Here is an 8,936-nt window from a genome sequence, read left to right as displayed (position 1 = left end):
CTGCGCGCCGGTAAGGGCGCTGGCGGTGGAGTCACCGGCAATGCCGCCTGCCAGTCCCGCGGCCAGCGTGGACAGGGTGCTGATAGTCTGTTTTTGCTCTTCACTCAACTCACTAACTTTGGCCCCATCACCGTAAAACTGCTTTATCAGGACTTGAGCGGCCAGCTCACCGGAAGCCGCCCCCGCTGCTCCAGATAGGGCATTATTACCACTCACCTCTGCCGCCACGGCGCCTAAAATCGCATGGGCTAACGTGTTGGTGGCGATATCCACCTGATGGGTTTGCGGGTCAGTCGTCAGCTCTTTTATCACCCCGGCCAGATACGGTGAGGCCCCGCCGGCCAGCGCCTGCCCCAGATTGTTCCCCGCCAGCCCCTGAATCGCGGCGGTCGCCGCCTGTAACGCTTTCTGGTAGGTGCCACCCGTACCAAAACCTGAGTCATTCAGCGCCTGCGTGTAGGCCGTGTCATAAACTTGTTGATTGATAGCCGCCGGGGAGGGGTGTTTATTGCCGCCTTTTATCAATTTTTCTCTGGCAGCGGTTTGGTCCTGCTCACTGATATGGTCTAACTTCGCCTTCGCCGCTTTGGTGGCGATAATTTTCCCTTCCGTCCCGGCTATCTCGGCCATCTGGGCGCTGAGCTCGCCAATCCGCTGCGCCTGTTTCAGCCGCTGTTGTTCCTTTTCTTTATCAAATATTGGACTCAGCACATTCGCCGCGTTATCGGTGTCGCGGCTCAGGGGAGTGGTATCCTGTGTCTGGTGTGCCTTATCCCGGATAATCAGGGTGCCGTCACTGACAGCAGCGTGGGTGGTGCTGCGGTCATGGCCCCGCTTATTAGAACCTGTCAGCGCATTGACCGTCAGATTATTCAGGACCTGACCGGCTGCCGGTTTGCCAACGCTGACGCCCGCACTCTGCTGCTCAACACTCAAGTCCGCTTTGTTCTGAATGTCCTTAAAGCCCAGCGTCCCGGTGTTGAGGGTGTTTTTGGCTTTGTCAGCGGTGCTGGCTATCACCGCGCCGTCCAGCTGGGTGTGGTCCCCGACGTGAACCTGATAGCCGCCTTTACCGGCAAACAGCCCGGTCTGCTCTTGCACGCTGTCATAGTTGCTGTGGAGTTTGCTGCGGCGGGCATTCAGGCTCACGGTGCCGTCCGGCTGCGGCCCCACGGTGGCGCTGACCCCGGCACTGGCATTGTGCTGCTGGCTGTCATAGCGCTGGCGGTCCTGTTCGCTGTTGAATGTCAGATGGCGTTTCACGTCCGCGGTAATCTGTTCGCCGCTGACCTGTGCCCCTTGCAGCGTCGTATCCCGGCCACTGTTGAGCTCGACGGTCTGTCCCGCCTGTAACGTGGTGGTATTGTGACTGACGCTGTTGCCGCTTTCTCTGCCGTTGCCCTGACTGACATTGGCCGACGCAGTAAAGCCAGTGCCCCCCGGTCCCGCCGTAACGCCCACGCCCAGTGAACTGCCGTGGTGGCTGTTTTTACCGGTGGTCTGTTCCGTGTTCTGGCTGGATGACAGCTGAATATCCCGGTGAGCATGCAGTTGCAGGTCTTTACCCGCCTGTAACTGGCTGCCCTGAACGCGGATATCGCCGTTTCGGTCTGACTTGCCATTGCCGGTGGCGGTCATCGTGAGATTATCCCCGGCGGTGAGATGGCTGCCCTGTTGGGTGGTCTGGCGGTGCTGCTGTTCTGAACGGGCAGATTGACGACCGTAGGACAGGCTCACCCCGGCCAGCGTGTTGTTGCCTGGGTCTTGACTGCCCTGGGCTTCTGCCAGCCGGGCAGCTTGTGTCGCCTGTACCCCACTGAGGGCGGCCTGGGTGTTTTGCAACGCTTTGAGGCGGGGGTCTTCGGTCTGTTGCGCGGCATGGGCCGTCTGCACCGCGCTGTTGATGGCGCCCCCGGCGGTACCACTGAGCGCTACCGTCAGGCCGCTTTGCTTTTGTTCGGTTTTGGTCAAGACCGTGTGATGGTTTTCTGCACTGGTGATATTGACGCTCTGACCGGTGAGGGTCAGGTCCTTGCCGGCAATCACGTCACTGCCATGAATGTTGAGCGGGTCGCCGGCGTTAAGCGTGACCCTGCCCTGACTGCTGCCCACGGTACTGCCTTTATTCAGCTGGCTGTCACGGTCAGTGGTGGTTTTTTGGCTGGCTTTGCCTACAGTGAAACCTATCCCCCCGGTGCCCATCAGACCGGATTTTTTCTCCTGCCGTTGATGGGTTTCATCGTGCGCTTCCGCGGCGGTGGTGACGGTGAGCTGATGACCGGCATTCAGGCTGACATCCTGCGTGCCCGCCACGTTACTGCCGCGGATATGCAGGTCGTTACCGGCCTGGAGATTGACCTTATCGCCACTGAATGTGGTGCTCAGCGCCTGCCGGTCATGCACTTCATCATGGGTTTCCACTGATGATTTCGCCAGCCAGCCCTGGCTAGTCTGTTTGCTGTGTTCTACTAAGTCTGAGGAGGCTGTACCGGTGGTCAGCGTCAGGTTATTGCCGGCCTGCGCCGTCAGTTGCTGACCCGCATTAACCTGAGCGGCGGCGGCCTTGAGGTCATGCCCGGCTTGCAGGGTCACATCACCGGCGCCGGTTATCTGGCTGCCGATATCGGTCTGTTGGGTCAGGTGGCGGGTGTTACCGCCGCCCCAGTCGCCGCTTTCGGTGTGTTGCGTGTTTAAGGTCTCCAGCGTCAGGTCATGCCCTGCCGTTATTCCGGTGTGACCGTCTTTCCCGGCGTTCTTCACCTCACTGGCGGTGAGCTGGACATTGTTTATCGCGTTAAGCGACAGGGTGCCCTTATCGTTCTGCACATAGATGCCCGCCGGACGGTCCAGCCAGCGGTTCGCTTCATCCCCGCGCACAGTCGAGGCACTGGTGATATCCCGGCCTTTCAGGGTCACCCGGTCATCCCCCTGAATCTGGCCGCCCCGGTTGGTGATATCTTGCCGCGCGGTTAAATCGACTTTACCGCCGCGAATAAAACCGTGGTTGGTCAGGTTACTGGCGGTTAGCTGGGTGACATCTCGCCCGCTGACCGTGCCGCTGTTGGTAATATCGCCCTGACTGTTGAGCGCCACCGTATTGCCGGCGAGGAGTGCGCCGTCACCGCTCAGGTCACCCTGACGAACTCGCGCATAAACCTGTGGCACCGTCACGACCTGCGTGGTGCCATCCGGCAGGGTCACGGTCTGGTTAGTCAGCCAGATAATGTCCGAGGTCAGCCGCGCCATTTGGGCCGGACTGAGGGCAACGCCGGGGGTGAGCTGTTGTTCCCTGCCGAAAGCCACCCCGGCATCCATCAGCGCTTTAAACTGCGTTTCGTCGTTATTATAGCCGGACAGATAACGCTGGCCGGTCAGCCGGGTAATCTGCTCCCGCACCAGCCGCTGTTCATAGAACCCGTCGCCTAACCGTTTGTGGACTAACGCCGGGTCATGGGTGAGTTGTTGCTGCATGTAGTCCGAACCCAGCCATTGTTTATATTGGGTGAATTTCGGGTCAGTCTCCACCAGATAGTGGCTGTCACTGCCCGGTTGTACGGTATACAGGCTGTTATCCGGCAAGCGGATATCGGGCGTGATAACACGGATGACCGGGTCAACCGGGTGGCCTTTGACGGTTTCCGGGGGCAACGTCAGTTCAAACGGCTGACCGGGCGGCAGGACGACAGGCTGGTCAGGTGGTAAGACGACAGGCTGGCCGGGGGGCAGCACTAAGGGCGGGGTGTTTATCCCGGCAACCGGTTTCACGGCGGTGGGGGCCTGTTGCACCTGCCCGGTCTGGCGGTCGGTCATCGTGATATCGGTACCCTGAGGACGGGTATGGTCCTGCCAGGACAGCGTGTTCAGGTCAATGGTTTCTGTCACCGGGCCCTGTTTATACCCGGTCGTGTCTTTTCCCTGCGAGGTTTTGGTGCCGCCGAGGCCAAGCTTGTTCCGTTTTTCCTTTTTGGCGTACCAGCGGGTCTGGCTGCCGGTATCGGTGGTGATGCGCTCCCCCTGCGTGGCAATATTGTGCAGTTCGCCAATTTCACCGCCCAGCGCCCCGCCGGCGACAATCTGGCTGTCGTGATTGGTCACTTTTTCGCTGTTGAGCGTCAGATTGCCCCCGGCCAGAATGTTACCGGGGTCACTCTGTTTGACCTGGGTTTCCCTGACGGTCCGGGTGTACTGATATTCATCAAAGTTATCGCTGCGGCTGCCATCCGGCATGATGGCATCGTGCACGCCGTATTTGTTGTGGCGGGAAGTGTCCACCTGTGACCAGTCATAGCGGGCAGTCTGTCCGCGCAATACCGCGTCGTGATGCGGCGATTTTTCCGTTTCGACCACCTGAGTGACCAGCCCGGCGTTGGTATTGTCAATCTGGTCAGCCTGAATCTTCAGGTTGCGTCCGGCTTCCATCGTCGCCGCGTGGTTATTGAGCTTACGCGCCTGACCGGTCGCCGTCAGATTGTTATCCAACTGGCCGCCAATGTGCATGTCGCCCACGCTGTAAATCTGCGCATGATGCTGGTTGTTGAGCGTTGTGGTGCCAATATCCAGTCGGTCACGGGCGGCAATGACGGCGGCTTTGCCGTCCTGGACAGTGTTATTCAACGTGCCCGTCTGGAGGGCGAGCTGGTCCCCGTAAATGCGTCCGGTGCCGGTATTATTCAGCGTGTTAGCCGTGAGATGAGTCAGGTCACCGTCAATCAGTCCGGTGTTGGTCAGCGTGTTGTGGACGTTGACTTGCGTGTGTTTAGCGCTGATTTCGCCTGATGCGCTATTGGTGAGATTCTGTGCGTCAAGGTGCAGCGCCTGACCGGCGTTGAGACTGTGGTCATTGAGAATATTACCGGTCGTTTTCAGGGTCAGCTTGCCATTAGCCGCGGTGTGGCCGGTGTGGTGAAAATCCCCGGTTAACGTGACGGCCATATCGCCCTGCGATAACAGCTGACCGTCCCCGCTTAGCGCATCAGCCTGAATGTTAACCTGTTCCCCGGCAATCAGCGTGCCTTGCCGGTTGTGAATCACCAGATGCGGTTGCTGAGCCTCACTTTTAACCGTGAGCTGTTTGCCGGCGGATATCAGCCCCTGGGTATTATTCACCGTCTGGCTGATGTTCGCTTGCAGGTGGTGAGCGGCCCGTAAAGCGCCCCCGGTATTATCGGCCTGTTGGGCGTTTATCGTCAGGTTTTGCGCTTCCACGCCGTTATCCGTGTGCGTGGTCTCACGGTTAATCAGCTGAGTCGTGTTCAGGATGAGTTGTGAGCCCCCCCGGAGCAGGCCGCCGGTGTTGTCGGTTTTTTCCTGCACGTTAAGCGTGGTATCGCCCACCGCCTGTACCTGACCGTGACGATTGTCGAGCCGTTGGGTCGTCAGGGCAAACCGGCCCGCGGACAACAGTTTGCCCTCCCGATTGTCAGCCCCGGCTTGCCCGGTATGGATAACCAGTTGCCCGCCCTGAAGGTGGCCCTGACGATTATCCAGCGGGCCACTGGAGACCGTGGTGGTGCCCTCACTCAGAATCCGCCCCTGCCGGTTATCCAGTAACTGCCCGTCAGTCTCCAGCGTCAGGGCATCGGCGGATTGTAAGGTGCCTTCGTGGTTGGTGAGTTGCTGGCTGTGAATGGCCAGCCCGCCATTGCCCGCTACCCTGCCGCCAGTATTATCGATGTCGCCGGTGCGCAAGGTTAACTGTCCGCCACTCAACAACTGGCCCGCTTTTTGGTCGGCATTGCGGGTATTCGTCAGCCAATGGCCGTGGGTATCAATGGCCATCTCGCGACCCGCCTGTAACAGCCCCGCCGTATTATCCAGCTGACCACTGGTGACCGTGGTGGCGCCCTCACTCAGAATCCGCCCCTGCCGGTTATCCAGTAACTGCCCGTCAGTCTCCAGCGTCAGGGCATCGGCGGATTGTAAGGTGCCCTCGCGGTTTATCAGTTGCTGGCTGTGAATGGCCAGCCCGCCATTGCCGGCTATCTGTCCCTGCGTATTGGTGAGCGCGGTGCTGGTCAGCACGGTTTTGCCGTCCGCCGCTATCATGCCGCCGGTGTTATTGATGTCACCGGTACGCAAAGTTAAGTGGCCGCCGCTCAATAACTGGCCGCCTTTTTGGTCCGTCGTGACGGCGTTGGCGAGCCAGTGACCGCGAGTATCGACGGTCATGTCGCGACCCGCCTGTAACCATCCCGCCGTATTATCCAGCGGGCCGCTGGTGACCGTGGTGGTGCCCTCACTCAGAATCCGCCCCTGCCGGTTATCCAGTAACTGCCCGTCAGTCTCCAGCGTCAGGGCATCGGCGGATTGTAAGGTGCCGTTGTGGTTGGTGAGTTGCCGGCTGTGAATGGCCAGCCCGCCATTGCCGGCTATCTGTCCCTGAATATTATTGAGCGCGGTGCTGGTCAGGGTGGTTTTGCCGTCTGCGGCGATTATCCCGCCGGTGTTATTGATGTCGCCGGTGCGCAAAGTTAAGTGGCCGCCGCTCAATAACTGGCCGCCTTTCTGGTCCGTCGTGGCGGCGTTGGCGAGCCAGTGACCGTGAGTATCGACGGTCATGTCGCCCCCAGACTGTAACAGCCCGGCGGTGTTCGTCAGCGCCCCACTGTGTAAGGTCAGGGTGTCCCCGGCTATCACCTGTCCCTCGGTATTGGTGAAGGGATGGCCGGTGGTCTGGCTGTTAATGTGTTGTGCCAGTAACACGCCCTGCGTGTTATCCAGAGTCTGGCTGGTGGTGGTCAGTCGGGTTTTGGCTTCAATATGACCGTGGGCATTCTGAATGGCTTTCCCAACAGTGAGGGTGGTGCTGTTCCCGGTGGCAACGATGCTCCCCTGACCATTATTCAGTTGGGCCGCCCTGAGCCGGAGCGCATTGCCGGCTGCCAGCCGGCCCGACTGATTGTCCAGCGCATCTTTAACTTTGAGCCTTAAATCGCCCTGTTGGGCCGCCACGATATGGCCCTGGCGATTATCGACCGTCGTCGCTTCAACATTCAGGTGACCATTGCCCGCAATAGTGCCTGCCTGATTATTCAGCGTGTTGACCGTGAGGGACAGGGTATCGGCGCCCGATTGTTGCATGACACCGCGTTGATGGCTCAGGGTGTCAGCGTTGACGGTAATCTGCCTGGCCTGAGTGTCGGCGTGGTTGAGTTGCAGTTCACCGGCCTGTATCGTCAGGGCGCCATTGGTCAGCAGCTGGCCCTTATCACCCAGCCACCGTTGGGTGTTGAGCGACAATTTCCCGTTGCCCGCCAGTTGCACGGTGCCCTGAGTGTTATCTGCCTGATGTGCGGTGAGATGCAGGTCCTCGCCCTGACTGGCAATAGTGCCCTGATGGTTGTCGAGCCGGTCAGTGGTGAGAGTCAGTTTCCCCTGATTGAATACCATCCCCTCACGGTTATTCAGGGTGCGGGTATTGAGCGCTAGCTCACCGCTCCCCGTCTGATTAATTTTTCCCTGCTGGTTGGATAAATCAGGCGTCGTGAGGCGAATTTCCCGTGCCACTAACTGGCCGCCATCGTTGTTAAACTGGCCCGGGGTTTTCGCCGTCAAACGGTTGGCGTTGACGATGGCGTGAGCTGTACTGATGCCTGATTGACCCGCATTCAGCTGAATCTGACTGGCGGCGGTCTGGCTGCCGCTCAGGTCAATTTGTTGACTGTGGATAGCCAGCGTATCGGTTGCCAGATTTTTGCCCTTAGCCTGAACGTGCAGCGCGGTCAGGGTCAGGGAGCCGGGGCGGGTCGTGTTGCCGTTATCATCCAGCCCCGCGGCCCACACACTGCCGTTACCACTTTGTATCGTTCCTGCTCTGGCGGTGATATTGCCCCGCGCCTCCACCCGGCCACTATTGTTCAGTTGTTCGCCTGATTGCAAGGTCACGGTGGATTGCGACAGGAGTTTGCCCTGATTGTCTATTCCGGCGGTACTGGTTAATTGCAGCGCATCCCGGCTGCTGATAGTGCCCCGGTTCTCAATCCGGCCCTCGGCGGTGAGGCGCACTTCCCCCGCCGGCACCCCGATATCACCGGCGTTACGTACCCCGACGCCCGCTTCGGTGCCCACTAACAGAATTTTATGGGCATACATCCCGCCTAAGGCGGCCGTATCTAACGCGAACAGCGGGGGGTTCTCATCCTGAGCCTCCTGAGTCGCCGATTTTTTCGTGATGGTCTGATGCGCGGCATCCACGATGTTGCGCCCGGTGGTCACTTTCAGGTCCTGCGCGTGTAATTTGGCATTGAGGGCGACGGAGCGGGCAATGATGTCGGTGTAGTTTTGCTGCCGGCTGTCCATGCCTTGCCCGTCAATACGGACTTCGCCCTGACTGACGTCAAAGCCTTTCAGGTGACCCTGCTCCATCCGGGCCTCACCGGTGGTCAGGGTGGTGCGGTGGGCGTTGATAAAGCCACAGCCGTTACAGGTAATCCCGAACGGATTGGCAATCACCACCTCGGCTTTGCGTCCGGCGACTTCAATCCAGCCGTTGAGGTGACTGGGGTCGCGGCTGTTGACTTCGTTGAGGATAATTTTGGCTTCCCCTTTGGCAAGCCAGGGATTACCGGCCACCATGCCGCCCAGCTGGGTCTCGGTCGCCTTTGCGCTGTTATTGAGGATAACCCCGTGTTTATCCACATCAAACTGACGATAGGTATTATGCGAAACGCCGGCGGCGCTGGGGGTCTGGATGTTGACCTGCGGCGTGCCGTTGGCGCTGTGGATAATCGTCGGTGGCTGATGGCCCGGTGCCTGTCCATCAGCCACAATATTGGCCTGAGCAGTCAGCGATACACCGCCGAGGGCTAATAAGAGACTGAATCGTAACGCGGTGAGTTGGCAACGACACGACGGCAGAGACGGGCGACGAGTGCGGCGTCCCGTTCGCCCCGGTCCGGTATTGGCAATCTCCGCCACCACCATCCACATCTGGCGGG

Annotated in this window: 1 protein-coding gene; it reads right to left on the bottom strand. The window is 59.5% G+C overall.

The features are described from left to right. The coding region (locus tag C5469_RS21495; RefSeq protein WP_422615874.1) for a hemagglutinin repeat-containing protein at positions 1–8,936 on the bottom strand (8,936 nt) is incomplete at both ends.

Source organism: Photorhabdus cinerea, from assembly GCF_011189575.1.
GTDB lineage: Bacteria > Pseudomonadota > Gammaproteobacteria > Enterobacterales > Enterobacteriaceae > Photorhabdus > Photorhabdus cinerea.
Note: the sequence above shows the minus strand (reverse complement) of the source record. Positions and strands in the feature narration are given on the sequence as shown.